General features: G+C 48.0%; 31 protein-coding genes. 14 read left to right on the forward strand and 17 right to left on the reverse strand.

Annotation, left to right across the window (positions count from 1 at the left end; translation table 11 throughout):
- Window positions 1–132 precede the first annotated feature (132 nt).
- Together J7E21_RS11645 and J7E21_RS11650 are read right to left on the reverse strand one after the other, a co-directional pair.
- Window positions 133–585 (reverse strand): hypothetical protein, encoded by a 453-nt coding sequence (locus J7E21_RS11645; protein ID WP_215107851.1) that lies wholly within the window; start codon window positions 583–585, stop codon window positions 133–135.
- Window positions 578–1,399 carry a DUF3100 domain-containing protein gene (locus J7E21_RS11650; RefSeq protein ID WP_215107853.1) on the reverse strand — a complete coding sequence of 274 codons (822 nt, stop codon included), beginning with the start codon at window positions 1,397–1,399 and terminating at the stop codon, window positions 578–580. Before J7E21_RS11650 ends, J7E21_RS11645 begins: the two co-directional genes overlap by 8 nt.
- A 339-nt stretch (window positions 1,400–1,738) precedes the next feature.
- On the opposite strand from J7E21_RS11650, the gene J7E21_RS11655 reads away from it, so the two are divergent.
- From J7E21_RS11655 to J7E21_RS11665, 3 genes are all read left to right on the forward strand, one after another.
- Window positions 1,739–2,116, forward strand: coding sequence for a YidH family protein (locus J7E21_RS11655; protein ID WP_215107855.1), 378 nt, complete (start codon window positions 1,739–1,741; stop codon window positions 2,114–2,116).
- Window positions 2,117–2,269: 153 nt separating this feature from the next.
- Window positions 2,270–3,406: a CapA family protein gene (locus J7E21_RS11660; RefSeq protein ID WP_215107857.1), complete on the forward strand. Its 1,137-nt coding sequence runs from the start codon at window positions 2,270–2,272 to the stop codon at window positions 3,404–3,406.
- Between the two features lie 13 nt (window positions 3,407–3,419).
- A complete protein-coding gene (locus J7E21_RS11665; protein ID WP_215107859.1) occupies window positions 3,420–4,016 on the forward strand; it encodes a hypothetical protein in 597 nt (198 codons plus the stop codon).
- A 46-nt stretch (window positions 4,017–4,062) separates the two neighbouring features.
- Here the strand turns inward: J7E21_RS11665 and J7E21_RS11670 are convergent, their stop codons facing one another.
- A complete protein-coding gene (locus J7E21_RS11670) occupies window positions 4,063–4,905 on the reverse strand; it encodes a YitT family protein (RefSeq protein ID WP_215108021.1) in 843 nt (280 codons plus the stop codon).
- Window positions 4,906–5,151: 246 nt separating this feature from the next.
- Between J7E21_RS11670 and J7E21_RS11675 the strand changes: the two genes are divergently transcribed.
- Entirely contained in the window at window positions 5,152–6,366 is a 1,215-nt protein-coding gene (locus J7E21_RS11675; protein ID WP_215107861.1) for an EAL domain-containing protein, read from the forward strand.
- Window positions 6,367–6,710: 344 nt separating this feature from the next.
- On the opposite strand, the gene J7E21_RS11680 is transcribed toward J7E21_RS11675, so the two are convergent.
- On the reverse strand, window positions 6,711–7,361 hold the full coding sequence (locus J7E21_RS11680; protein WP_215107862.1) for a hypothetical protein: 651 nt from the start codon (window positions 7,359–7,361) through the stop codon (window positions 6,711–6,713).
- 562 nt (window positions 7,362–7,923) lie between these two features.
- Here J7E21_RS11680 and J7E21_RS11685 point away from each other — a divergent pair.
- Window positions 7,924–8,094, forward strand: a complete 171-nt coding sequence (locus J7E21_RS11685; RefSeq protein ID WP_215107864.1) for a hypothetical protein — start codon at window positions 7,924–7,926, stop codon at window positions 8,092–8,094.
- Window positions 8,095–8,143: 49 nt separating this feature from the next.
- Here J7E21_RS11685 and J7E21_RS11690 read toward each other — a convergent pair whose 3' ends face one another.
- Window positions 8,144–8,566, reverse strand: a complete 423-nt coding sequence (locus tag J7E21_RS11690) for a VOC family protein (protein ID WP_215107866.1) — start codon at window positions 8,564–8,566, stop codon at window positions 8,144–8,146.
- A 68-nt stretch (window positions 8,567–8,634) separates the two neighbouring features.
- On the reverse strand, window positions 8,635–9,057 hold the full coding sequence (locus J7E21_RS11695; protein WP_215107869.1) for a hypothetical protein: 423 nt from the start codon (window positions 9,055–9,057) through the stop codon (window positions 8,635–8,637).
- Window positions 9,058–9,382: 325 nt separating this feature from the next.
- Between J7E21_RS11695 and J7E21_RS11700 the strand changes: the two genes are divergently transcribed.
- From J7E21_RS11700 to J7E21_RS11710, 3 genes are all read left to right on the forward strand, one after another.
- Window positions 9,383–10,240: a GNAT family N-acetyltransferase gene (locus tag J7E21_RS11700; RefSeq protein WP_215107871.1), complete on the forward strand. Its 858-nt coding sequence runs from the start codon at window positions 9,383–9,385 to the stop codon at window positions 10,238–10,240.
- Window positions 10,241–10,908: 668 nt separating this feature from the next.
- The gene (locus J7E21_RS11705; protein ID WP_215107873.1) at window positions 10,909–11,490 is read left to right on the forward strand and encodes an MEDS domain-containing protein; all 582 of its coding nucleotides are present in this window, start codon (window positions 10,909–10,911) and stop codon (window positions 11,488–11,490) included.
- Window positions 11,491–11,913: 423 nt separating this feature from the next.
- Window positions 11,914–12,936 (forward strand): STAS domain-containing protein, encoded by a 1,023-nt coding sequence (locus tag J7E21_RS11710; RefSeq protein ID WP_215107875.1) that lies wholly within the window; start codon window positions 11,914–11,916, stop codon window positions 12,934–12,936.
- A 24-nt stretch (window positions 12,937–12,960) separates the two neighbouring features.
- Here the strand turns inward: J7E21_RS11710 and J7E21_RS11715 are convergent, their stop codons facing one another.
- From J7E21_RS11715 to J7E21_RS11720, 3 genes are all read right to left on the reverse strand, one after another.
- Window positions 12,961–13,329, reverse strand: coding sequence for a DUF3784 domain-containing protein (locus tag J7E21_RS11715; protein WP_251047968.1), 369 nt, complete (start codon window positions 13,327–13,329; stop codon window positions 12,961–12,963).
- A gap of 144 nt (window positions 13,330–13,473) precedes the next feature.
- The gene (locus J7E21_RS16440; RefSeq protein WP_285228749.1) at window positions 13,474–13,602 is read right to left on the reverse strand and encodes a hypothetical protein; all 129 of its coding nucleotides are present in this window, start codon (window positions 13,600–13,602) and stop codon (window positions 13,474–13,476) included.
- Between the two features lie 238 nt (window positions 13,603–13,840).
- Window positions 13,841–14,575: a phosphatase PAP2 family protein gene (locus J7E21_RS11720; protein ID WP_215107877.1), complete on the reverse strand. Its 735-nt coding sequence runs from the start codon at window positions 14,573–14,575 to the stop codon at window positions 13,841–13,843.
- Window positions 14,576–14,967: 392 nt separating this feature from the next.
- On the opposite strand from J7E21_RS11720, the gene msrB reads away from it, so the two are divergent.
- Window positions 14,968–16,068, forward strand: coding sequence for a peptide-methionine (R)-S-oxide reductase MsrB (gene msrB, locus J7E21_RS11725; RefSeq protein WP_215107898.1), 1,101 nt, complete (start codon window positions 14,968–14,970; stop codon window positions 16,066–16,068).
- Window positions 16,069–16,141: 73 nt separating this feature from the next.
- On the opposite strand, the gene J7E21_RS11730 is transcribed toward msrB, so the two are convergent.
- From J7E21_RS11730 to ilvA, 4 genes are all read right to left on the reverse strand, one after another.
- Window positions 16,142–16,375, reverse strand: a complete 234-nt coding sequence (locus J7E21_RS11730; protein ID WP_215107901.1) for a hypothetical protein — start codon at window positions 16,373–16,375, stop codon at window positions 16,142–16,144.
- Window positions 16,376–16,533: 158 nt separating this feature from the next.
- The gene (locus J7E21_RS11735; RefSeq protein ID WP_215107903.1) at window positions 16,534–16,746 is read right to left on the reverse strand and encodes a hypothetical protein; all 213 of its coding nucleotides are present in this window, start codon (window positions 16,744–16,746) and stop codon (window positions 16,534–16,536) included.
- A gap of 33 nt (window positions 16,747–16,779) precedes the next feature.
- Entirely contained in the window at window positions 16,780–17,133 is a 354-nt protein-coding gene (locus tag J7E21_RS11740) for a hypothetical protein (RefSeq protein WP_215107905.1), read from the reverse strand.
- A gap of 462 nt (window positions 17,134–17,595) precedes the next feature.
- Complete coding sequence (gene ilvA, locus J7E21_RS11745) at window positions 17,596–18,882, reverse strand: threonine ammonia-lyase IlvA (RefSeq protein ID WP_215107907.1); 1,287 nt, start codon at window positions 18,880–18,882, stop codon at window positions 17,596–17,598.
- Window positions 18,883–19,212: 330 nt separating this feature from the next.
- On the opposite strand from ilvA, the gene J7E21_RS11750 reads away from it, so the two are divergent.
- From J7E21_RS11750 to J7E21_RS11760, 3 genes are all read left to right on the forward strand, one after another.
- Window positions 19,213–20,115 carry an oxidoreductase gene (locus J7E21_RS11750; RefSeq protein ID WP_215108024.1) on the forward strand — a complete coding sequence of 301 codons (903 nt, stop codon included), beginning with the start codon at window positions 19,213–19,215 and terminating at the stop codon, window positions 20,113–20,115.
- Window positions 20,116–20,223: 108 nt separating this feature from the next.
- Entirely contained in the window at window positions 20,224–21,111 is an 888-nt protein-coding gene (locus J7E21_RS11755) for a fructose bisphosphate aldolase (RefSeq protein WP_215107908.1), read from the forward strand.
- A 711-nt stretch (window positions 21,112–21,822) separates the two neighbouring features.
- On the forward strand, window positions 21,823–21,993 hold the full coding sequence (locus J7E21_RS11760) for a hypothetical protein (RefSeq protein WP_215107910.1): 171 nt from the start codon (window positions 21,823–21,825) through the stop codon (window positions 21,991–21,993).
- A 47-nt stretch (window positions 21,994–22,040) separates the two neighbouring features.
- On the opposite strand, the gene J7E21_RS11765 is transcribed toward J7E21_RS11760, so the two are convergent.
- The 3 genes from J7E21_RS11765 to J7E21_RS11775 all read right to left on the reverse strand — a co-directional run bounded on the left by J7E21_RS11765 (window position 22,041) and on the right by J7E21_RS11775 (window position 24,446).
- Window positions 22,041–22,526, reverse strand: coding sequence for a YehS family protein (locus tag J7E21_RS11765; protein ID WP_215107912.1), 486 nt, complete (start codon window positions 22,524–22,526; stop codon window positions 22,041–22,043).
- A gap of 86 nt (window positions 22,527–22,612) precedes the next feature.
- The gene (locus J7E21_RS11770; RefSeq protein ID WP_215107914.1) at window positions 22,613–24,166 is read right to left on the reverse strand and encodes a class I adenylate-forming enzyme family protein; all 1,554 of its coding nucleotides are present in this window, start codon (window positions 24,164–24,166) and stop codon (window positions 22,613–22,615) included.
- Between the two features lie 142 nt (window positions 24,167–24,308).
- Window positions 24,309–24,446, reverse strand: a complete 138-nt coding sequence (locus tag J7E21_RS11775) for a hypothetical protein (RefSeq protein WP_215107916.1) — start codon at window positions 24,444–24,446, stop codon at window positions 24,309–24,311.
- A gap of 136 nt (window positions 24,447–24,582) precedes the next feature.
- Between J7E21_RS11775 and J7E21_RS11780 the strand changes: the two genes are divergently transcribed.
- Window positions 24,583–25,050 (forward strand): BsuPI-related putative proteinase inhibitor, encoded by a 468-nt coding sequence (locus J7E21_RS11780; RefSeq protein WP_215107918.1) that lies wholly within the window; start codon window positions 24,583–24,585, stop codon window positions 25,048–25,050.
- A gap of 44 nt (window positions 25,051–25,094) precedes the next feature.
- On the opposite strand, the gene J7E21_RS11785 is transcribed toward J7E21_RS11780, so the two are convergent.
- Entirely contained in the window at window positions 25,095–25,622 is a 528-nt protein-coding gene (locus J7E21_RS11785) for a YcxB family protein (protein WP_215107920.1), read from the reverse strand.
- Window positions 25,623–25,764: 142 nt separating this feature from the next.
- On the opposite strand from J7E21_RS11785, the gene mug reads away from it, so the two are divergent.
- Entirely contained in the window at window positions 25,765–26,271 is a 507-nt protein-coding gene (gene mug, locus J7E21_RS11790; protein ID WP_215108026.1) for a G/U mismatch-specific DNA glycosylase, read from the forward strand.
- Window positions 26,272–26,420: the final 149 nt, after the last annotated feature.

Below are 26,420 nucleotides of genomic sequence, written 5' to 3' on the forward strand. Positions count from 1 at the left end.
GAAGCAATGTACTGAGCTTCCCCTTCACCCCCGAATTTTTGACGGCCCGAAGCAGGCAACTGTTTTGGGCCCTTTCTTTTGCCATAGAACAGAAACAAGCCCCGCAGCATTATGCTGCGGGGCTTGTTGAATTCAAATAATGCCTTGCCAACGCAATATCACTTCGGCGATAAGTGCAGAACCGAGAAACGTGCCGAGGAAAACCGCGATGGCGACAATAAAGCTGCGGAAGCCGAGTTTGCGGAAATCCGCCCAGTTCGAACCGACTGAGATGCCGGCATACGCAAGGATCGGTGTCGCCAGTGCCAATATGCCAATCTCGCTCGTCCAAGCGACGACATAATCAGATCCCGGAAACCACGGCAAGGAAATGACAATTGCAAGCACGCCGATATAGCCTACTGCCGGCATGCGAAACGGCAAGACCTTCTCCAAAATCAACCCGACAAGACTCACTGCGATCAACACGAGCATGCCCGGCAGCGCTTGCCATGGCAATACATCCATGCCGAACCAATTGCCGATCAATGCAGCGGCACCGAAAATGGCCAATACCCACGTCCATTCCATAATACTCTTAATCATTCGGGCCACCTCCTTTCGCAGCTTTCCGTTCTGTTCTGCGGATCATGATGCTGTACAGTTTCTCCGTTAACGGCAAGCCGATGAAGATGCTGAAGTAAAGTCCGGTAGAGAGCGACAGCAAATTGCTCGCCCCGGCAAATGCCACGATCTGCTCTTCGAGTTCCGGATACGCGCCGATCAAGGAGCCGCTCGCCGCGGCCATCATCGATCCCGACCCGACGCCTGATGCCATCGCGAATGATAAGGGATGAAGCGGCGTCGCTGTTGCGAGTAGTCCTGCGATCAAACCAAGAAAGACCGCCCCGAACACCGTCCCGAAAATATAGATTGCCATGACCCCACGGCCTTCCGGAGAAGAAAAACCGAATTTATTGACGATCAAGCCGACATTCGGCTCACGCGCAATCGAATGTGTCATGCCGATGCTCTCGCGCCGGAATCCGAGCAGGACCGCTAGCGGCAGCGCTATAAAAATCGTCCCTAAGTTGCCAAGCTCCTGCAAAAGAAGTGCAGGCCCTGCCTCAATGATCGCCTCGATTTGCGGGCCGATCGTGACACCGATTTTTGCAATGAGCAAAGTAACCCCTAAAATGATCAGCGGTTCTGCGTGCTTGGCGTTCTTTTCAGAAATGACCGGTGTGAAATATAGGATAAGCCCAAGAAAGAATGCATATAACATCGGCAACAATAAAATAACGCCTGGACCTACTGTAATGCTGAACAGGCCGATTGCTTCTGTAATGGCCACCAAGATAAAAGCGACCGCATGCAAGCGCCAATCCTTGATGACATGTTTCAACTCTGTTTTTTCCATCTGTTCTCCCCCGCCTTCTTCGGAAATGACAGCAATCAAATGCAATATTGCTAATCCATAAACCCAGTCTACTCTTTTTCGCGGACGATTCAATAGATTATTTCAATTTCGTTCGTTTTTTCCGATTGAAATCTCATCAATAACATAAGTGGGAAATACTTCAAATCGAATAAAAAAAGCCGAATGGGCATTGTGTGCGATTGCTTCTTCCCGGCGGTTGAGCATGTATACCCCGCTTTTTTTGTTTAGCCATTTTGTCCGCAAATCTATTAGTGCATGCCCATTTTGGGTAAACTAAAAGAAAAGCACCACCCACTTGGCATGAAGGAGGTCCATAACTTGTCACGGCAATCCTATCGGAAAGAAAAAAACCAGCTCATCTATACCCAGCAGCATTTGGCGAACGAGCGCACGTATCTTGCCTGGATACGCACGGCAATCTCCATTGTCGGCGTCGGCTTTCTCGCGACGAGCCTGCATTTCACGATGGGCGTCGTCCGCAATCAGTTCGTCGATTTGTTTACGATCCTGCTGGGCATCTTTGCCTGCATCTTCGGACTCGTCATCATCTTCACAGCTACGCGGACGTACCGGGAAAAGCGCCAGCAAATCATCCAGGAAACCTTCTACTCATCGAATCTCCGCATCAGCATGATTTCAACGATGCTGTCGATCCTGATTATTATGGTCATCATTTATTTCTTCATCATTATGTAATAGATACTGTTCCACTTCATACAGGCTATATCTCATAGGTAATTGAAAAAAAGATAGTGATTTCCTCACAGCTATAGTATTCTAAATATAATTACACAAAGAATATGACAAGCGGATATGTCCATGCTTGTTGCCTGAAAGGAATCGATTCGGATGAACCGGAAACTGTGTTTGTTTTTTGGTGCAGCTGCCCTTAGCCTATTGACCGCCTGTACACCGGTGGAATCCGAGGCGGAAACTTTGCCGCCCGCGGAATTTACAGCACGCAGCACGATAGCCGCCATCACCCCCGAGCGCATCATTCGAAAGCAGCAGGCCACTTTATCGGCAGTCGGGGACGTGCTCATCCACGGTACTGTTTACGATGACGCCAGAACGGATACCGGCTATGATTTTTATCCGATGTTCCAGCCGGTCGAAGGCTATCTTTCGGAAGCGGATATCACCTTTGCGAATTCCGAAAGCATCATCGGAGGCTCAGAAATCGGGGTTTCGACCTACCCTTCCTTCAACAGTCCGTTCGAAGTCGGTGATGCGATGAAACAAGTCGGTATCGATACCGTTTCGATGGCGAACAACCATACACTCGACCGCGGTGTCCGCGCGATTGAAAACGCATACGCCCACTGGAAATCACTCGACATCATTACGTCCGGCTCTTACCTGTCTGAAGAGCAGCGCTTGGCGGTATCGACGATTGAACGCAACGGCATCACGTTTTCCTTCCTGTCCTATACGTACGCAACGAACGGCGTCCCGACACCGAGCGGCCGCCCGTATCTCGTCAACCGGATTGACCGCGAACAGATCAAAAATGATTTGGCACGGGCAAAAGCACAGTCCGACGTCGCGGTCATCAGCTTGCATTTCGGCAACGAATACGAAGAAATGCCTTCAACCGAACAAATCGAACTGGCCCATTTTGCGGCAGAAAACGGTGCGGACATCATTCTCGGCCACCACACACATGTCCTGCAGCCTCCTGCCTGGATTGAGACGAGCGACGGGCGCCGTAGCTTCGTGTTTTATTCACTCGGCAATTTCCTGTCCGGCCAGCAAGGCTTCGAGCGGCAAATCGGCGGCATTGTCCACCTTGAGGCGGAGCTCACCGAAACCGTGGAAGGATCCACTGTCACGATTGCCCAGCCGCGCTTTACACCGACTTTCACTTATAGTGCCGGCTACCGGGATTTTAAAGTCGTGTTGTTAAAAGACGTCAACGAGAAATGGAACGACAATACGAAAACCCATCTGAAGACGTGGATGCCTGAACTGGAATTCCACGAATAAGGGAGAGTTGACGATGCATGACTGGAAAAAAGATGAGCAGAAATTATACGTCCCGCCTGTATCACCCCACGTGATTCATGTACCGAAGCAGTTGTATTTTGTGATTGACGGTGGAGCAACCCAAGAACCGAACGATGTCACAGAGCGGATCCATACGCTCATAGCTTTGTCTGATGCGGTCAAGCATATGCCGGACTCGGGCTATTCGCCGCCTGGGTTCACCGATTACACCATTTACCCGTTAGAGCGGCTCATCCATTCAGACGCAGAGGCACCCGGTTCTGCCTGCAACTGTTCTTTGATGATTCGCCAACCCGATTTTATCGACAACGAAACGATCGACCGCGCATTTACGCTGGTCCATCGCGAACAAAACTTGCCCCATCTCCCGGAAGTCGCTTTTGAAGAATTTGAAGATGCGCTTTCCGTTCAGATGCGCATGCAAAACGAGCGCACCGAGCGGCAAGCGGGACTAGAAGCAATCGACCGCTTTTTGCTGGAGAATGACTGGAAGCGGCGAACGGGCGTTCACAGGGAAATCTATTGCGGCTCGAGCCTTCAAGCGAGCGATGAAATTATTTACCGGGTGTTTGTGGAAGAAGTTCAGTAAAAAAACCGTCCCGAAACGCATCAGCGTTTCGGGACGGTTTTCTTTGTTACATCGGATTTTTCTTATAATTATCGTCTCGCCGGAAATTCCCGACGACTTCCATCGTTTCGGTGATGCTGACGAAAGCATTCGGATCGATTTCCTTGATTAAAGGACGGACAAACGCCAGTTCATAGCGTGTGATGACGCTATGCAGCACTTTCACTTTCGTGCCAGAATATGCGCCTTCCCCATCGACGACCGTAATGCCGCGATACAAATTCGCCAAAAGTTTTTTCTTTACTTCATCGCCATTTGCCGTAACGACCATCAAGCTCAATTTAATGTGGCGTGTGTGGATCCGGTCCACAACGATTCCCGTAATGTAAATCGATGCCATCGTATACATCGCCAGTTCCCACGAGAAAATGAATCCCGAGATAAAAACGACGCCACTGTTCAGCACAAAGACCAAAAAGCCAAGCGGAATATCGCGCTTCATCGTCAACAACAAACCGACGACATCAAAGCCCCCGGTTGAACCGTAAAAGCGGATAATGATGCCGACCGCCGCCCCGATGATGACACCACCGAAAACAGAGGACAATAAAGCATCTGCTGTCACTTGGACAATCGGGATATAAAGCATCGAAATGGACGTGACGGCTACCGAGAAGATACTGTTGGCGATAAAGGTTTTGCCGAGCTTCATCCAACCGATAATTAAAATCGGCAAGTTCAATAAAATCAGCCAAACCCCTGAGTTGATCGGCGTAAGCAAGCCGAAAATCATCGCGATTCCGGTAATGCCGCCTGACAGGATTTCATGAGGCAGTAGAAACATATTAAAAGCAACACCCATAATAATAGAAGCGACAAAAATCGCTACGAGGCGGTAAAGTTTGTCCATTTGAAAGTTCTCCATTCGTTTTAACTTCTCACGCATTGTTTCATGTGTAAAGATAACAAAACAAGGCAGCGCTTTACATTATAGGGGATGCCTACCTTAGAAAGCAAGAAGCTCTGACTGACTTTTTCACTTTCACCCATTCACGGAATATTCCCCGCTTTCCAACGAAATTCTCAAGCAAAGTTTGTATGCTGAAAACATTAAGACTAAAATGGAAGAAGACAGCGCACGGCAAGGAGAGATAAAATGGATCCGTTAGATATCATCGATAATATGGATAAGGTAATGCCGGTTTTTCAACCGATCGTCAGCGCCGTAAGTCACGAGGTCATTGGCTATGAACTCCTCGGCCGCTACGAAGAGCAAGGGGATATCAAATCGCTCGGCAGTTTCTTCAACGATCCGGAAGTCCCGGATGAATTCAAAACAGAAGTCGATCAACGACTATTGGAGATGGCGCTCGACCGGTTGCTCGCAAAAAACAGCAGCTGCTTGTTGTTCATCAACCGCAATGCCCGCCAATTGATGGCCGGAGACGGCGAGGATTTCCTGAAGACCTTGCTGGAGTACCGTAAACGCGGATTTCCGCTCGAGCGCATCGTTCTGGAAATTACAGAACATGACTTTAATGACGATTTCGACACACTCAACCATTTGCTGTTGTATTTCAAAACCTACGGCATCCAAATCGCCGTTGATCATGTCGGCGCCAAAAGCTCGAACATCGACCGCATCCGACAATTGCGGCCGCATATCCTGAAAATTGATATGAGCAACAGCCGCCAACAGCCCGATGCATTCCAGGACATCATTCATTCCTTATCGATGCTCGCCCACCGTATCGGGGCAAAGCTCTTGTATGAGTACATTGAAGACAACCATCAATTGTATTTCGCCTGGAAGCACGGCGGCCATTATTACCAAGGGTATTATTTGGCGCATCCGGATCCCGACTTATTGTCGACTGATTCTTTATCCATCCATATCGGCGAAAAAGTGAAAGACTTCGTCCACCGCGAAAAAGCGATGGTCAGCGGGCGGCTGGCGTATACGGCCCGCTCTGAAGAAAAGCTCAAACGCCTGATGAACAAATGGCATAGCCCGAACGAGGCGGACCGCTTTATCAGTAACTTGCTGGAGCCGTTCGACGGTGAAAGCTTCCGCATCTATATTTGCAATAGCGACGGCGAACAAGTATCGTCCAATTTCCGCAAAACAGCGGGACACTGGCTTTCAGAACCTGATCAAATCGGCTCGCACTGGGCGTTCCGGCCATATTTCCTGGAGAACATGATGCTCATGAAAGCATCGCATAAAGGCCGACTTTCCGATATCTATGCGGATATCGAAACAGGAGAAATGATCCGCACATTTAGCTATCCGCTGTCAGATGAGTGTTTCCTATTTATCGACTTGAGTTATGAATTCATCTCGGAAAATGATTTTCTGCTGTTCCAATAACCTTTACAATTTAAAGAAACCCCAGCAAGCGCCCGAATGGCACTTGCTGGGGTTTCGTCATTCCGCAATCCACTGTTCAAACTCATTGAGTTGGCGATAGCCGATTTCATCACTAGTCGCTCAACTTGTAGTCTCCGAGCAAATCGTGGACACAGGTGGCGATGACTTCTTCGTAATGCAAACGGTTCAATATGCCGATCTGCCCGCGCTCCGGTGGGCCTTCCCCTCATTTTACGGCATTTTCAAACTCTCAGATTTCAGGAAAAAAGTTTAAGCATAGCTTTCGCTACAAAACAAAGCTTTCTTGACTCCCGTAAGGGCATTCAAGAAAGCTTTGTTGAATTTTATTCGTAAGCGATGGATCCGTCTGCTTTTTGCTCGAAGGTGATATTTTCCTGCTCCATAAGCGCGATTAAAATCGCGGCTTTATCGTCCGCCTTTTCTTTTTGGCGGTCGAGGATTTCATCCAATTTCTGATGCGCTTCCTCCATATGATCTTGTTGCAAGATTTCGGTCATTTCTCGCGTCAGCTCAATTTGCGCAAAATGATAGGATTCCAATTCTGCAAGGCGCGGATCATCTGTATCCAATTGCTGCAAAAGTTTTTCCAAATTCGCTATCATTTCTTCAATGTGATTATCGGTCAATGAATTATGGTCATAGAGACGGATGAGCGAATTGCTTGCTTCGTTCAAGGCCTCTTCACTTTTTTCGCTTTGGAAAATATATTGTTGTATTTCATCATGTTCGGCACTAACAGTCGAACTTTCCTCACTCCACGGAGCGACATAACTCGCAAATGAATACACACTCCATAGAAGGAACAACAACAAAACACCGCCCCCGAGTTTCATCCAGAGCTTGCGGCGCTTTCGATTTGGTTTATGGAACTGAGAATTCGACGGTTCAGCACCCATTTCACTGCTTTTTTCCGTCTCGATCCGCTTGGATTCATCCAGCCGATTGCTGTTTGAAAACTGATTGTAATTAGTCATGTTACCCTCCGGACATCTTTTCGTAACACGATTGTAACAAAAAAAGAGGCAAATAACATCATTTTTTTCATTAAACTCTCATATCTCAACAATATTCGACAATTACATGGCAAGGTTCCCGGTTGTCCGGCCGCATTGAAGCCTCGAGTGAATTGTTGGAAAGCGTTTAGCCACTTCATTTTTCCGGGTAAACAAATAATAATACGATTGAAAACCCCTGCCTTCGGATTTTTCTTTTATCCCACTTTAACGGCCATTAAGACTGCCACTTCTAAAAGGGGCAAATACGACTTTTACGGAAAGTCGGTCACATGGGCGTCGCCTCACGATGCGGCGCTCTTAACCTATGTTCCGCTTTTTAGAGTGAACCATTCCGCAGCGCTCGGAAAGAAAGGTGGAGTTCATATGCGCATTTCTTGTATGGGCAGTTTGCTCATTTCAATTATTTTATCGATTGTGCTGACGATTCTGTTGAATTTATTATTTTTCTAGCCACTTTCCTCTCTCGGTTTTCCCGCCTCTTTTCACGGAATATGCGTTGCTGCAAAAGGAGGAGTTTTTGATGACGAGAAAATTTGTGATTTTGCTGATTGTCACGGGGCTGTTGTTTCTCGGGTTCTATTTTGTCATTACGTTCTACAATAGCTTTGTCGGAGGCGTCGAAGCCGATAGCTTCAAAGTTTTTGCGACTGCTATTATTGCCGACCACTTCCACTCCGCCTCCGGGCCTTAAAGTTGTACACAGCCATAACAAAACCCACCGCAAATTACGGTGGGTTTTGTTATGGCTGTGACGGCTCGCCTTTTCGGTAGTCAAACTGCCACTGGACGCCGTATTTGTCTTGAACGACGCCGTATGCATCGCTCCAATAGCTCTCCCCGAATTCATAGATCACTTTTCCGCTTTCCGACAGTTTGTGAAAATCCTCTTTCATCCGCCCCAAATCGCCTGAACGGATGGCGATGTGGAAATTGCTGCCGAACGTTGCCGGTTTTCCAGGCATGGCATCCGACAACAACAAATAACTGTTGTATAGCGGAATCGTTGCTTCCAAAATCAATTCCTTCAAGTCTTCCTCAAGTTTGGAGCCAGGATTGTCCCCGTAATGGATAATCGAGCTATGTTCCACGTCGAACACGCCTTCGTAATAAGACAATACTTCCTGGCAATTGCCATTGAAAACAATTTGCGGATGAATCTCCACATTAATCCCCCCTTACATTGTCCAGTACATTTCAGGTTTTTACAGCCACTTGAAAGCAACCCTTCGATTTATTTCCAAGCAGGCATTTTTTTGATGAAAGAGTAAACAATCGGACCCACAAATACTGCTGCCAAAAAGAGATAAAATGATCCAGAAGCGATTAATACAGTGAAGATGCCGCTGCCTAACGCAGCAATCAAATACAAGATGAACAAAAGGCCAGTCCAAACAATACTAATGCGCAACGCTGCATTTTTCATTCTGACCCTTCTGAGCCACGCCAAGCCTAAAGACAGCAAAAAGGCCGGTATCGCCATCCATAAAAGCGTACGTGCCGCCATTTCGCCGCGCACTTCATCGTTTAATAAAAGATTATCCGAACTTCCTCCAAACACCATCGATACCAAAAGCCCAACCAGCGTAATCAATGCATACAACCCAAGCCCGAATAAGAAATCTTTGACTAGTTCAATCGCCTTCCAATTTTCCAATGTCTTTCCCCCTTTTATTGAGTCAGCACATCTGACAATTTTCATTATGGCTTACCCACAAAAACTTCATATGTTCCGAACAGTTCGCCGCTCACCATCCAATTCCCTGCCAATGATGTGAAATGAATTTATTCCAGCTTGCATAGTGTTCCGGATTTTGATATTTCAATAGCTTAACGATCACTTGTTCACTGATGTTCTACTTTAAGATTTCCCATAAAGGAGATCAACACTTTTCACGAACAAGGTCCTTCAAATTTTGTGCTAATGTGTTTCATGCCCTAAAATAAATAGATAAGTATGATCTTTAAGGAGTGACGAATAGATGAAAGAGGCAATTCGCCCGCTGACCGGCGAAGACTTCCAGGCGCTGCAAGAAATGCAAACCGGCATCGACGACGATTACGTAATCCGTGTGTTCGACCACATCTCCAACGGCCATAACCGATTGTTCGGTTTGTTCCAAGACGGCCATTTAGCAAGTATCGGCGGGTATACGATTTTTGCCGGCAGCTACGTGATGCTCGGCCGCATGCGGAGCGACCTCCGCTTTAGGGGACTCAATTTGTCGACACGCTTAATGGCGCATGTCCGCAATGCTGCTCTTGAACACAAAGGCATCTGCTTTGTCGGCGCCAATACAGAAGAAAGCAATATTCCTGCACAGCGCGTGCTGGAGAATATCGGACTCGCCAAACAATCGGTGCTAGTGGCAGCAACTGCTGCAGATGTGCGCGGACTGGAATCCGGCGCAATACCGTGGCGCAAAGTGGAAAGCTTGGAGGAGAAAATGCGCTGGCTGCAGGCCGTCTATATTCGTCCAGGCCGGATTTTTCCGTTTGAATGTTATTACCCATTCCCGGCAACGGCCGATCTGTTTTCAAAAAATCAGCTGACCCACTGGGATTTCTTCGAGAACCCGGCACAGGACCGGGTAGTGATCGCCAAGCACGATGTAAAAAAATACGACTACCTCCACACACTTTATCCATGGAACGACCTGCTCGAACAACCGGGCCTATGGGAAACTTTACGTGCACCCTTGGAAGCAATTCGCAAAGACTCTCAAGAAGGGGCATTCATCTGGATTGATTTGACTCACGAACAAGTGCACAAACTGCCGGATGGCCATCCATTCGACCTGTCTTCCCCGTGGTTTTTATACGGCACGCAACTCAACTGAGCTTTTTCTCTTTGTGTTGTTGGAGGGCTTGCTTGAAAATGGTTTGATTGGAAACGCCGGGACTCGTTCCTGGCGATTTATTTTCCCTTGGATGTTTCCGCTGGCTCTTTTACAGGTAGTGAATAGAAAGGCCACGGCTCAACGTACTAAAGGAGAACTTACATGAAAACAATCGATTACTGGGTGTGCTTGGCCTTTTCAGCAAACAAATTATACTGATTCAGTTTCTACATGGACACTCCGTTCAGCTGCGTGGACGTATAATCGGCTGCTGTCCATTTCGTCCAGCAATTCATTTTCCAACTGTTTGAGCTTAGCGGGCTTGCGTCCGGTGATGGTAATGCTTGCCCCCATCTACGCAATGGTTTTAGCAGTTTCCCAGCCGATTCCACCCGTTGCGCCCATGATCAGGACGTGCTTACCGGCTAAGCAATCTTTTGCGAAAATACTCAATAGGCACTCCTCCTTTGTGTGCTGTCATTCCCTTTTGCAGACAGCCACAAAACATTGGTTTTAAAAGAAGCGTTGAAATCGTTTATAGTATATACTATAAAAATATGCTTTTGCTCGATTCTTTGTTGCTATGCGTATATGCCTTATCCTACTATGCCACACTGCCATATGAACTAGATGAACAGAGCGACTAATCATCTTCAGGGAGGAACAAGATGAACCAAGAAATGATCAATTTCACTGAAAGCCTGCGCCGAGCTGAAGGCGCACACATTTTTTACCTCACTGAACAAACGGATCTTTACATAGCAAATGCAGTATCTTATATTGCCGATGGCGTCCGACAAGGCGACCGTGTGCTAATGGTTGAAAACCCCAGGATTTATCCCCGCATCCAAAAAGAGCTGCAACAGGTTTTAAGTGCAGACGAATTGGACTTGATCCATTACGTCAACAACTTCGACTTTTATTGGCGGAAGGGAAATTTCCATCCCGAAGCCATTTTGGAATACTTCGAAAAAATCGTTGGATCTTTTACTGCCGACGGCCGTTACTGCCGCACGTGGGGCCATATTGAATGGGGCACCCAAGAAAATATCGAAGAGAAAATCATCATTTATGAATCAGAAATCGACCGCTCCATTCCGAAAGCTCAAGTCATTTCTGTCTGCGCTTACGACTCGCTTCGCGTGTCCGACCAATTGCGCGAGCGGCTCATGCATTGCCACGGCTATTTCATGAAAGACAACAGCATAGCGGCCTTAACATTTTACGATGACTCAAAAGCCCGGAAATAATTTCCAGGCTTTTTTCTTGTGTGTAACTGAGTCTGCTCAATATATGCATACTTCTCAGCCAGTCAGGGAATACTTAAAGCAACTGCTCGCAACTTGCAGGAATGTTTATCTATAATAAGTTGAACTAATAAATTTCCACTGTAGATATTCCGCAAAACCACTCCGAGAAAAGCTTTGCTCAGCTTCCCTTCGCTTATTCATTTCCTGCGGGTGAGCGCCAAAGCCTCCTCAGTCGCTGCGAAAACCGTGTGCTCCCACATCTGCACGGCAGATGCGCCGCACTGTGGGAGCAGTACGGTTTTCTCCGTAGTTTTGCTCCATATCTGTTTGTTTGTTCGCAAATTGTTAGTGTTCAAGTATTAGTGGTAATTCACTGATGTTTCTTTAGTTCAACATATATAGATGGAAGCGGAGGACAAGGCAATGAAAAAAGAAATCAAAGTCGGCGCAGCTGAATTGAAGTGGGATTTGGAAACAGGACAAGTGCTTTTTGATGGAGGCGACGTCGTGTTTTTTTGGGTATCCGCCATGGAAACCTTTTTCGACACCATCCGGGAAATCACCGGGACGGAAGCCACACAATTAGTGCTCGAGACGACAGGCTTCAGGCAAGGCATTGTCGTCGGCGAAGGATTCCGGGATTTGAAAAGCATCGACGCCAACAATATCGTCGAATGGATTTCCAATACGTATGCATCGGCCGGCTGGGGCAAAGTCGCGATTGTCCAGATGGATACTGAACAATACACGTTCACGATGCACATCCAGGATGACTGGGAGTTCAAGATGAATCAGTTGAACCATAAAGGCACCAAAGGGATTTTCGTTCCATCACATTATGCCGGGGTATTAACGGGTTTGTTCGGACGGAACTTCTGGTACCGGACGCTCCGCTACCAAAATGACGAAGAGCCTTACAGCATCGTCGAATATTACCCATCGGATGTAACGGTCCAGCAAAACATCCGTGAACTTGCGAGAAGGCGAGAAGACAAGCAAATTCGCCGGCTTGAAGAAATGGTCGATGAGAAAACGAAAATGCTGCAAACACTTGTGCGCGAGCTTTCCTCCCCGATGATTCCGGTACTCGAAGGCATCATCGTCGTGCCGATGATCGGAAGCTACGATGAGGACCGCACGGAAGATTTGATCACCAACACATTAATTGAGTTGCCGAAACACCAAGCAGAGTTTCTGCTGCTTGATTTGACTGGTTTAAACCGGAACATTTCAGAACATACTGCTCAGTTGATCGATAAACTCGCTGCCGCAGCACGTTTGCTCGGGACGGAAACGATTCTTGTCGGCGTCTCTCCCGAACTTGCCATAATCATCACCAGCACGAGGCAGGACTTATCGAAATTCGAAGCTTTACAAAGTCTGCAGCACGGAATTTATTATGCGCTAGGACGCAGCGGACGAGTGATCAGTGAAAAAAACAAGTGAAGCAATGGGGATTTCCCTATCGTTTCACTTTTTTTTGATTTTCTTTTGTTCAGCATGCCCTTGTTCTTTGCGGAAACGTCCGCCTGTATTCATATAGATCAGCGCAAATCCGGTAAAACCGAGAAACAGCGCGACGCCGATATAGAACATCCAGCTTTTCTCAAGTAGCATGCCCGCAAACCAAAACAGCATGCTGAATGCCAAAGCAAACAATAATTTTCCGACAAACCGAGCCATGGCGGGCCCATCATATTTCGCTTTTTCTTTTTTGGGCATCGTATTATAGCCGGCGATCAAAAATGCGCCTTTTCCCTGCAGCATGTAAAGTCCGAGCAGCACCAATAAAAGTGCCACCCCGCCGATTATAAAAGCCCCTGACTTCATTTCATCCATCCAATCTCCCGCCCTACCATCCAAATTCTTTCTCTTAATTATTTTCATTCGGCAAAGACAGGGAAATCCCTTTTTCCGCACAAGAAAATCCCGCACCCGTCTTACCTGTGCGGGACTCCTTGAAAGCTCATTTCACGCTTTTCGTTAATGTGTCCAATTCTTGAATGAGAATACCATCCCGATGATGACAACAGCAATTCCACCGAAAACAAGCATTGGTAACAACCCGACGATGCCGCTCATCTCAAGGACACCTCCTTTTTCTTTGATCATACGCCCCTATTATTCAAAACACCAGAAAATCGTTAGATTTTTCAGATATTAATTCTTGCACTTGCAGAAAAACAAAACTAAGATGAAAATAAGCACTACTAGTAGGGCAATCCACACAATTAAGCTGATCGGAATCCCTGCATTCATTAGCGCCGGACATTCCTTCTTCAATAAAATAAGGCAGTTCATCGTTTCCCCATTTCTAAAAAGCTGCCGGCATAACCGGCAGCTTGATTACTCAAAACTTATTCAGGACAGCCCGGTAAACTGGCGCCAATACTTTTCGTAACGCTTCTACCGGCGGAACCGGGCTGCGCTGCTGCCACTGTATCCATTCAAGCGCTATCAGGCTCAAGACGAGCCAAATCGTTCCGGCGATATAACCCGCTAATACATCACTAGGGAAATGGGCGCCGAGATATATCCGGCTGATGCCGATCAGCACGATCAGCAAGCCGAGTCCGAAAACTGATACCCATTGCAGCCACGGCTTTTGTTGCGTACGGATGACCAAATACATCAAAAATCCATAGAAAATAAGCGAGCCCATCGAATGGCCACTTGGAAAACTATAGCCGACCGCATCGATTGCTTCATTGATTCCCGGGCGTTCACGGCTAAAGAGATGCTTCAATAATATCGTCAACAGCGATCCGCCGCCAATTGCGACAAAAAAGAACAAGACGCCCCATTTGTCCTGCATCCTTACAGCCAATATCCACAATACGCCGATCGACATCAACACTAGAAACCAGACAGATCCGAGTTCAGTGATGATGAACATGAACATATCCATTCCGCTGCTCCCGATTACTCCCAACAGTTGGATAATGACAGCATCAAAAAGGCCCAGTTCCTGCTCAAGCATCTCGTCCGCCAGTTCTGCAAATAATACAATAAATAATGCCGCAAGCCCAATCCCTATGAGCAATACAATAAAGGCAAAGCCTGACAATTTCGTTTCTCTGTCCATTAAACCGCTCCCACATTTCGTCGATGCTATACGTGTACCCGTCTTTGCACCCAATTATTCCATCTACAGCACCAGTTACAGGATTCAAGAGGACCTATTTAGGGAATATCTCGAATAGCTAGCAATTCATGCAAGAAAATGCCGCTTTCCTTACCTTTTCTCCGGAAGGATGATCACCATGAAACAACTATACCGATTGCTCCTTCTTGCGATTCTCCTGATCCCGCTCGATGCAGGAGGCGGTGTATATGTACCATTTGAAATGGACGGCTATCCAAGCTTTGTGTAGATTGGATCCGACAGCCGACTCACCGAAAAACGCACCGGTCATGTGACCAACTCTGAAGTCCTCGAATTGATGAACTTGATTCGCTAGAAAGGCGGAACAGTCAATGAAGAACGTTTTTTTACCCTTACTTATGCTTTTGCTGCTGATGGGCTGTTCAAGTCCAGCCATTACCGACTCACCTTCCAGCTCTTCTACGGAATCGCGCTTTCCTGACAATCCGAATGAAGAATTGGCATTCGATACGGAAAACTTGGAAGACATCTGGTTTGCCGGCGGCTGTTTCTGGGGCGTCGAAGCCTATATGGCACGCATTTACGGCGTCTATGATGTGACGTCCGGCTATGCTGGGGGAACAACAGAAAATCCTACGTATGAAGAAGTGCTGACAGGCGATACCGGCTATGCCGAAACGGTTCACCTGCGCTACGATCCAGAGCGCGTGACTTTAGAAGAGCTGCTCGACCGTTATTTCCTCATCATCGACCCGACGATTCTGAACCGCCAAGGAAACGACCGCGGCACGCAATATAGGACCGCTATTTTCTATGATGACCCTGCAGCCATAAGTGCCATTCATGGCGTCATTGCCGAGCAGCAAAAAAAATACGATAAACCGATTGTCACCGAAGTGGAGCCGCTCACCCATTATTATTTGGCGGAAACTTACCACCAGGATTACTTGGAGAAAAACCCGGACGGTTATTGCCACGTAGACTTCAGTAGTCTTGAAGAGCAGGAAATCCCACTGGCAATCGACCCGCTCGATTATCCAAAACCGGATGAAGCGGAACTGCGGGCAATGCTGACAGACGAGCAGTACCGCATCACCCAGGAAGACGGCACGGAGCCAGCTTTCGATAATGAGTATGACGCCCATTACGAACCCGGAATTTATGTCGATGTCGTAACGGGCGAGCCGCTGTTCTCCTCTACAGACAAATACGATTCCAAAACCGGCTGGCCGAGTTTCACCAAACCGATCGATCCTGCTGTCGTCACTGAACACGAAGACCGCTCCCTATTTTCAGTTCGGACCGAAGTGAGGAGCCGCGCAGGCGATAGCCATTTAGGACATGTCTTCGCCGACGGGCCGGAAGACGCTGGCGGACTCCGCTATTGCATGAACAGTGCCGCATTGCGTTTCGTTCCAGTAGATGAGTTGGAAGCACAAGGCTACGGCGACCTGTTGGATGCCGTAAAATAAAGAGCATGCGAAAAACCGGAAATCATTCAACTTCGAATGATTTCCGGTTTTTTTGAATATAGATTTTAAGGGGTTATTGGATTTCAGCTTGCTTTTTCAGACGCCGCTCGAGAGTGCTTTCGACGATCACGAAATTTTCGTAACATTTCGGCCGGTAATGCCCTTTGGCGATTCCTTCGATCGTCAACAGGCTGACGCCGTATTTAGTCCCCAAATACGCGGCAGGAAATTCTTCAATATGATAGAAATACAAGATGGTGTAAACGGCTTCATCACTGAGCTTTCTCAACTCGTGGGCTGTTGTCATAGCGCTCACCCTCCTCATCAGGATGCTGCCTGCAATCGGCTTTGTATTCGCGGTACCCTTTGATATATCGCTCATAGCTCCCAGCAAAACTTGCGCTGATCGTTGTCACCTCTTCGTTTTCCCCCATATTGAACACTCCCTTTCAAAATACTTTGCGCTTAATGTGTCTCGACTAAGTATTTTTCAATTTGGTTGAACCCTTTATAGCAATCTTTCCGCACATGTCCATCGAGCAAGTCATCCAGCGATTCGCGGCTAATGCTAAACTGCTGCATCAATTCTGGCGAGCTATAGCCTTTGACTTTCCACAAGTACAGGATCAGGTAAACGTCTTCATCACCCAATTTAATCAGGTCACTCCGATTATCCATTTTAATCTACCGCCTTCCACCTGAGTTCAAAATTTAAGCTGTTTGCTCGAAACAGCCCAGTGCAGCAAACAGCCTTGCCATAAACACTTTCGGCGATTCATGTGAGCGGATCTGCACGCGAAAGCCGTTGTCTTGATGTTCGGCCGTCTGTAAATAATCCGTCGGCAATGGCATAGGGTAGGTAACGAGGGCATCGATAAACAGTGGCAGCTGCTCTGACGTCAGCCAGATGTCCGCTTGGTTAACGGCGCGTCCTTCTCTGTCGTATCCAAGGAAACGAATCGTCCTTGCGATCTTTCCCTCGTCCACACTTAAGCAAGTTTGTTTTAGTACTGACTCTTGCCAAGCGTCCCCCAACTGCTTAACAAACTGTCCGCTTTCATTCATCGCGGTCACTCCCTTTACCTGCGCGTTTAAAAAAAAGCACCGAAAAGACTCCTCAACATTCAGAGGAACTCTCCCGGCGCTGTGCACAGCACTATAGTCTGTCACATTCAACCAATATTTAAGTTCCCAACTGCGTAGAACTCTTGCTTTGCAAGTCTATCGCCCGCCCGGAAATCACCATTCAATTGGCATCTTGCCGTCACTCCCGAAAATGCTAACCCGTTCGGAAATTTCAATTTTGTATAAGATGATGTGATAGTATCAGCCTACAATAGTTAACATTCCCTGTAAACCCTAAATGCCTGAATATTTAAAATAATATTTTCTTATCAATTAACTGTTTATTTTTGATAAAAATAAATTCTTTTAGTATGCCAATCTGACTGGGAGCAATGTAATTTCACACCTACTCAAAAAACTGCCTTGCCCGCTCGAAAAAAACCTAAACAGGCAAAACAGCTTTCAGATCAACAAATTGAACAACAACGAATCGTTATTTATATCCTTATATGGGAATCCGTTTTGCTCCATGCGCTGGACAAGAGGTTCATAATCGGCCGGATCTTTCAACTCGATACCCACAAGGACAGGGCCATGCTCACGGTTATTGCGTTTTGTGTATTCAAAATGGGTGATATCGTCCTGTTCGCCGAGCACATCGTCCATAAATTTCCGCAGAGCGCCTGCACGCTGAGGGAATGTCACGATGAAATAATGCTTCAACCCTTCATAGATCAAGGATTTCTCTTTGATTTCCTGCATCCGCTCAATATCGTTATTGCCGCCGCTGACGACGCAGACGACATTCTTCCCGCGGATTTCATCGCGGTAAAAATCGAGTGCCGCGACTGACAAAGCGCCTGCAGGTTCTGCGACGATGGCGTTTTCATTGTACAGCTCGAGAATTGTCGTACACACTTTCCCTTCTGGAACCGATACAATATCAGCGAGCACCTCCTGGCAGATTGCCATCGACAAATCGCCGACTTGCTTGACTGCTGCACCGTCCACAAAGGTATCAATCGTATCGAGCCGCGTCACTCGCCCTTCCTTCAATGACGCTTTCATGCTTGCTGCGCCCTCAGGTTCCACACCGATCAGTTTTGTCTGTGGGCTGATGCCCTTCAAATACGTTCCAACGCCAGAAGCCAACCCGCCTCCGCCAATCGCACAAAACATGTAATCGACGGGTTCTTGCATATCGTTGAGCACTTCAACCGCGACCGTCCCTTGTCCCGCGATCACCGCGCCGTTATTAAATGGATGCACGAAGGTCTTGCCTTCTGCTGAACAAACGTCCATCGCAGCCGCAAACGCATCGTCAAAACTATCGCCGATTAAAATGACGTCCACATACTCAGCGCCGAAGCGCTTAACCTGCGAAACTTTTTGGCTTGGTGTGGTGAGCGGCATGAAGATCTTCCCTTCGATGCCGAGCGCCTGGCAAGAATACGCCACGCCTTGTGCGTGATTGCCAGCACTCGCACAAACGACACCTTTTGCGCGCTCTTCTTCGGTCATGCTGCGGATGAAATTATACGCACCTCGCAGTTTAAACGACCGGACGACTTGCTGATCTTCCCGTTTCAAATAGACGTTGCAGCCGAAGCGTGCGGATAAAATCGCATTGCGCTGCAAGGGTGTCCGAATGATGACATCCTTCAGCGCCTGATTGGCGACCATAATATCTGCAACCGTCACCTCGTTAGCAACAACTTCTCTTTCCAGCTCTGTGATGTTTTTTGCCATCCCTTTCACCCTCTCGAATTTGATTATTGCACTACTTTAACACATTGAAACGCTTTGTTGTGTAAAAATTTAGACAATTCAATGCCCTTTTCACAAGATTTTTCGGTTTTTCATAATGTATGCGGTTTCATTCTTTAAATGGGGTAGACTGAAGATTAAGAGAAACTTCAATCAGCGGAATTTTCTTCATCTCCACTGATCGTTAGTTGATCCAATCGGACTTTAACGGTCCGTAAGACTCCCACTTCTGCAAGTCGGAGTCTTACGGACCGTTAAAGCGGAACAAATGCTATCAGGGGAGATGATTTTTTGCAGCACATCCACCACAGAATGGCCATCATCACAGGAGGCAATAGCGGCATCGGCTGGGAAGCGGCCAATATGCTCGCCGGCCGGGGATTCTCGATCCTTCTCGCAGTCCGTGATTTGGTCAAAGGCGAAACCGCCAAACGGGAAATCCTCGACTTCCATCCGGAGGCGACGGTTGCTGTATTGAAGCTCGATCTGGCCGATCTCGGGAGCGTCCGCCATTTCGCCGACAATTACAAAAAGCATTTCCATTCACTCGATCTCCTAATCAACAACGCCGGCATCATGATGCCGCCTTATGGCAAAACGAAAGACGGCTTTGAGCTGCAGTTCGGCAGCAACTACCTCGGCCATTTTGCACTGACCGCCCACCTGTTGCCGCTGCTCGCGAAGACGCCGCATTCGCGCATCATCACACTCGGCAGCCTGGCTCATAACCGCGGGGCAATCGACTTTGATAATCTGGACGGCTCGAAAGGCTACCGTGCGAAGAAATTCTACAACCAAAGCAAGCTCGCCAATATGCTGTTTGCGATAGAACTCGACCGGCGACTGAAACAGGGCGGCATCCAAACGATCAGCGTCGCTTGCCATCCGGGCGTATCGGCGACCAATATTTTTAAGATCGGCAAGTACGACGCGCCGCTCGTCATGCGCGATTTCGCGAACCGCTTTCTTCAGCCGCCGGACATGGGTGCACTCGCAACTGTCCACGCAGCAACTGAACCCGGTCTCACAGGCGGCGAGTATATCGGCCCTGCCGGCAAAGGCCGTCGCAAAGGCTACCCGGCACTCGACACTCCTCACCCTTCTGCAGTAGATGAGGCGATTGCGAAGAAATTATGGAGCGTGTCCGAACAATTGACAGGCGTCAGCTTCGACTTTGAAGCAGCAAAAACCGCCAGCCGCCCTGCTGATAAGTAAGCTGCGCAATTATTCTGTAATCCTTTTTGATGAAAAATCCGATTATTGGTACACTTAGCAATGAAAGGCCAAAAGAGTCAAAATTTCTTATTCTAAGGAGCTGAGACAATGAATACCAAACAGTTTGAGGTAATCAAAAACGGCAAAGGCTTTATCGCTGCGCTAGACCAAAGCGGCGGCAGTACTCCGAAAACATTGAAGCTTTACGGCGTTAACGAAGATGCTTATTCAAATGAAGACGAAATGTACGACCTGATCCACGAAATGAGAACGCGCGTCATGACCGCTCCTTCTTTCACGTCGGATCATGTCATTGGTGCCATCCTTTTTGAACAGACGATGGACCGCCAAGTTGAAGGCAAATATACGAGTGATTATCTATGGGATGAAAAAGGCGTTGTGCCTTTCCTGAAAATCGACAAAGGCTTAGCCGATGAACAGAACGGCGTTCAATTGATGAAGCCGAATGCGAATTTGGGCGAATTGTTGAAGCGCGCGGTCGAACGCAATGTGTTCGGCACGAAGATGCGTTCACTCATCAAAGAAGCGAACCCGGAAGGCATCAAGCAAGTGGCCGATCAGCAGTTTGAAGTGGCGAAAGAAATTATTGCAGCCGGCCTTGTGCCGATCATCGAGCCGGAAGTGGATATCCATAGCGCGGACAAAGAGCGCATCGAGAGCTTGCTGAACGATGAAATCCTCAGCCACCTTGATAAGCTTGACGAAAATGAACACGTCATGCTGAAGCTGACGATTCCGACGCTGACGAATTTCTATAAAGAACTGATTGACCATCCGAAAGTTGTGCGTGTAGTGGCGTTGTCCGGCGGGTATTCGCGCGAAGAAGCGAACCAGAAACTCGCGGAGAACACAGGCCTAGTTGCCAGTTTCTCACGTGCACTATCTGAAGGCTTAAATGCAGATCAGTCGGAAGAACAGTTCAATACATCGCTCGAGAAAGCGATCAAAGAAATCTACGAAGCGTCCATTACATGATAGATAGAAAAGCGTTCCCTTTGTGGGGCGCTTTTTTTCTAATTAATCGGATTTATGATGTGGGTGGAGGCGAATAAAAAGTAGTTCAGGGTTTTATGAAGTGGTTGTGGTTGAGATTGCGCTGCAAGGGGCACGCTTGCCGAGGGGCGGGCGTTGAGCCAATGTACCGCAAAGGGCGCGCCACATTTGTCTCGCCTGTCCCGCGCAGTCCCTCCGGCGTCGGCCCCTTTCCGCTTCATCTCCAGTTTTAGAAGGGAAGTATATTTCATCATGCACTGAAACCGGCATGAGCAACTTTGTTCAGCTACTTAAAATGAAATGGAACAGCTTATGAAGCGTCGCCACCACTATCATGTACCACTAAGATTCAACACCCAGCCGACGAAATGGTTCGACAGAGATGCTGCATCATGCAAAAGTTCCAATGGAATCTAATCTAAAAGCCGCACCGCGCACACGAGCTAGCCGAAGCCATGAGACAAGCGTCCTTCTTGGCTCATGGCAAGAGGCATGCCCTAAGCGGAAGACGGCTGTTTGACGAAGAATCATTTAATGAACACCTCATCTCACTAACTTGTCCAACCATCCCTCGCCAAGCGGTGCTGCGGATTTTGGGCTGATATTAACTCCCAGTCGATTCATTTTTAATACTAAACTTAAATCTAGCTAAACACTTCCCTTAAACATCAAACTAACAAAAGGAGTGATTGCATGTGGTATTTCCTGGTTCCGATCGGTTTCGTGGTGGGGCTTGGGTTTGCGATTGACCGGAAACGCCGGGCTTCTATGTATCATAACAAGCCGATGCATCCGGATACGAAGCCCGGGGACAGTTCGAATTATTTGATGGGCGATAACCGCTACACGAGTGGCGGCGAATAATAAATCAAAAGCCGCGGCACCCCTTAATGGGATGCCGCGGCTTTTCATTATGGCCGGTAATTGAGTGTGATGCCTTTTAAGAGGTTGCGCATGAGCTGATCGCCGAGCTCTTTGTAGTTTTTGTGGCCTTCTTTTCGCAGGAATGCGCCGAGTTCACCTTTAGAGACGTTGATGCCCGCCTTTTTCCATAGGTCGAGCACGTCTTCGCTCGTCAGTTCGAGAGCGATGCGCAATTTTTTCAGCACCAAGTTGTTGATGTGCTCCCCTGATACTTCCGGCGGTCCGGAGACACCCGGTTTCGGGCCACGGTTAAAGGTAATCAGGCCATTCAAAAAGCGTTCCAATTGGTCGTTCGTGAGCGGCATGTTTTCTTCGTGCGTTTCTTCGGCGTCGGCGTCTGGGGTTTTCGTCAAGATCAGTGGCACTTCGACCGCTTTCACCTGTTCTCCGCCGAGTGCGAAGATTTCTTTTACGTCGCTATTTTTCAAGTCCAGTGCGTAGCGCAGCCGGATCAAAATGTCGTTATTGTCCATGTTAATATCCTCCTGGCATGTTCAATTCGGGTTCTGTTCCATCATAACACAGGAAAATGGCGCCCCGCAGATAGGGGCGCCATTTTTCAGCGTTCGACGAACGTATAACGGAACCATGTATATTCGCTGATATGCAGTTCCCGCAGTTGGTATTTCAAGATCTTTCCGGAGGCATTGCGTGGCAGTTCCTCCGCGAACCTGAATTTCTTCGGTGCTTTATGCTTCGGCAAATGCTCGAGCAGGTATTCAGAAAGTGAGGCTTCATCAATTGGCGCTTCGCCTTTTGGCACAATGACGACTCCGACGATTTCACCCCACTCTTCTTCCGGTATGCCGACCGTCGCCACTTCTTGGACTTGTGGATGGCGTTTCAGCACTTGCTCGATTTCAATCGAATAAATATTATTGCCCGCCGAAATGATACGGTCGGATTTCCGGTCGACGAGCGTAATATAGCCGTCTTCATCGATCGTCGCCAAGTCGCCGGTCAACAACCAGCCGTCGCGGAACGCTTCTGCGGTTTCCTCCGGCATATTGTAATACGATTTCATGATCGTCTCACCGCGCATGATAAATTCGCCGACTTGTCCCATTGCGACGTCGTTCATTTCTTCATCGACGACGCGGACATGGGTCATGTACATCGACTTTCCGCCGGCTCCTTCTTTATGGGCGTGCTCACTCGGAAGCAGATAAACCCCGCCCGGACCGCCTTCAGTCAAAAAGCATAGATTGTAAAACTGCTGATGGCCGAAAAATTCCATGGCACGTGCCACGAGCCCAGGCGGCATCGGTTCTGCTCCATACATGCATTTCCGGATGGAGCTAAGATTATAGGTTCCGCTTTCAGGTTTTTCGAGAAGCGCGTGGTACATATCCGGCATACCGAAAAACACAGTGCAGCCGTCTCGCTCGATTGCCTCCAGCACCCCTTTCTCACTGAAATCACGCACAATCGTTTGCGGCACGCCGAGCATGACGCCTGTTACGAGAAATAGATTAAGCTGAGATGGGTGGAAAAACGGCGCAGCATGAAGCAAACGGTCATCATGGTTGACACCGGTTCCGAGAATAAAAGACGTACTGACATTGACGATGCGCTGATGGTCAAAAAGCGCTCCTTTTGGCGGTCCGGTCGTCCCGGATGTATAGAGAATTTCCGCGTCGTCCTCTGGTGAGATTTCAACTTCCGGTTCTGAATCGGTATCTTCGAGCATTTCATTCCAGCCCAGATGAGCTTCTTCTGCCGCTTCTGGATAGACGATCACTTGGTGCAATAAATCATCCAATTCTTTCGCTTCTGACACGAGTGTTTCGAATTCGCTGTCGCAAAACACATAAACTGCATCCGATTGGCCGAACAGATAACCCGCTTCTTCGGCGTTCAGCCGATAATTGACCGGCACGACGACACCACCTGCTTTTAATACCGCAAAAAAAGCGATGGCGTAAGCGTCCGAGTTCTTCATGAATAAGGCAACTTTCTCTCCCTTAGCAAGCCCTTCCCTTACCAAACCATTCGCTAAACGGTTCACTTCTGCATTCAATTCCCGGTACGTGTAGGATCGTCCTTCAAACTCTAGTGCTGGCAGATTCGGCTGCCGTGTTGCGTTCATCGTCAAAGACGTCGTAATATTCATCTGTAACCCTCCTTAGTTTGCTCATGAATCTCTCCTTCTAACTGTCGGTAGTCATTTGATTTTATAATATTCTGAAAAAATAGTCAATGTACCAGTAAATGGAAAAGGAAAAAGGCCCTTTCCAGAGCCTCAACAGTTTCCCTTAAGTTATGATTAAATAGATGATGTATAGCGGGATGAGCACGATCGCCATATATTTGGCCAGAACAAGGGAACTGGTCCCGAGGCATCTCATTTTCGACGTCAGCGCTTCGCGGAAATCACCTGAAAATCCTTGCATTACAACGCCCTCCTTCAGGGTATAGTGCTAGTATAGTGTACCAAGCGGACCAGAGAACAGCAGAACGCATTCAGTTCTGTAACTTTTTTCCGCCTCTTGCGGTCTACTGTTTAGAAGAGCAAAGGGGGAGATTCTGATGATGAAAAAGACTGCACTCGGCTGGCTTCTTTTGTTACTGGCTGCACTGGTGCTCGCCGGATGTGGCACAAGCAGCGATGACTTGCCGGAAGATCCCGATACCGATTCAGGGGGTGAGCAAATCGAAGGTGAAATCACATCTATAGTAGAAGATATCGGCGACGGCACGTACCGTTATGTCGTGAAAAACGATACCGATGAAGCCGTCACATTCAACTTCACGAGTGGACAGCGCTATGATTTTACGCTGACTGACGAACAAGGAAACGAAGCATTCCGCATGTCTTCCATCAGTATGTACACTCAGGCGCTAGGTGAAGAAATCGTCCGCCAAGGCGAGGAGCTTCAATACGATTTCCAGATTCCTGAAGCGAATCTCAGCGATGGCACCTATACACTGGAAGTTTGGCTGACGCCGACAGAAGGCACGAACTATCCGGCACAGACCGAACATACGATCGAATAGAAAACACCCGAACCGTACTCGCCGGTTCGGGTGTTTTCGGCTATTTAACTCCCGGCGTTTGCCGGCACTTTTTCCGCCAGCAACCTGAGCAATGAATCCAGCTCCGGCACCGCATGTTTCGGCACGATAAGCGCTGACATCGCGCCATTGTATAGATACACATTGCTCTCGTCCTGACCGTATTTTTCGATGCCCGACCAGCGCACGTGTGTCTCCCCGTTTTTCGTCACTTCCCGCACACCCTCCGCATCGATGAACAGTTCATGGTACCCGAGCAGTCCTTCATTCTTGCCTGCATTGACCATTTTGCTGCTCGTCCGCTTAATGATTCTATAGAAATAAGCCGGGAAAAACACAATCCACAAGGCCGCAAATATCACAAACGGAATCATCAGCCCCCACACAGACCAATCAAAAATCGGCGCCATTATAAATGGCATCGCCAGATAAATAGCCGGTATGAGAAAGCGCTGAACCGTGAGCGAGCGCTTCACCGCCTTTGAATGCTTGGCGTGGTAGAGATTAAAATCAACAAACTGTTGCTCAGTCAACTCATAAGAAAACTCTTGCATCGCGCAGCTCCTTTTGGCATGAGGATTCTACTATTGCCATTTTCTTCTATTATAACGATAGTGTGGTGCGGAATATATTATATTTTTTTGATACGATAGCAATTCATACATGAAGTTAATTGAAAGGAGCGTTCTCTTGGAACTGACACCGATTCCCGATCACTTGAAACCCAATCTCGACATCCTATTCGTCGGCTTCAACCCGAGCATCCGCTCGAGCGAAACCGGCTATCATTACGCCAACCCGAACAACCGCTTCTGGAAAATCCTCTTTGAAGCGGGATTGACGCCGAGAAAATACGCGCCTGAGGAAAATCACGACCTTCTTGAACTCGGCTACGGCTTGACGAACATCGTCGCCCGCCCGACAAAAGCTGCGGCTGACATCACAAAAGACGAATACAAAGAAGGCGCTGCGCAGTTAAAGCAAAAAATCGAGCACTATCAGCCGAAAGCGGTATGCTTTGTCGGCAAAGGCGTCTACCTGCAGTTCAGCAGCAAAAAATCCGCCGACTGGGGCAAACAGCCAGATGCGGTCATCCCCGGCGTCATCGAATACGTCGCCCCTTCCTCCAGTGGCCTCGTGCGCATGAAGCAGCCGGAAATCGTGGAAATTTACGAAGGACTCAATCACTTGATTCAGAATTAACCATTGCCCAAAGAGCATCTACTGCAGGTGAATGAACGGATGCTGGAAATGCAAAAGAAGAAATGAAAGTTAGTCCCATCATGCGCATCTCGCTGCACCACAAGTCCAAATCATGAGGAAAACCCGTCAAGTTGCGGACAACTCTCCCA

It is taken from the genome of Planococcus sp. ISL-109 (assembly GCF_018613655.1).
Lineage (GTDB): Bacteria > Bacillota > Bacilli > Bacillales_A > Planococcaceae > Planococcus.